The 255-nt window shown below is 58.4% G+C and carries 1 rRNA gene; it reads left to right on the forward strand.

The window, feature by feature from the left end:
* Positions 1-255, forward strand: a 16S ribosomal RNA gene (locus M3195_RS16765); the annotation flags it as partial.

Raw genomic sequence — 255 nt, forward strand, 5'->3', positions numbered from 1 at the left:
TGCTCTGTGGGATCAGTGGCGAACGGGTGAGTAACACGTGAGCAACCTGCCCCTGACTCTGGGATAAGCGCTGGAAACGGCGTCTAATACTGGATACGAGTAGCGGCCGCATGGTCAGTTACTGGAAAGATTTTTTGGTTGGGGATGGGCTCGCGGCCTATCAGCTTGTTGGTGAGGTAATGGCTCACCAAGGCGTCGACGGGTAGCCGGCCTGAGAGGGTGACCGGCCACACTGGGACTGAGACACGGCCCAGA

Origin of the sequence: Microbacterium hydrocarbonoxydans (assembly GCF_023715885.1) — a bacterium.
GTDB lineage: Bacteria > Actinomycetota > Actinomycetes > Actinomycetales > Microbacteriaceae > Microbacterium > Microbacterium hydrocarbonoxydans_C.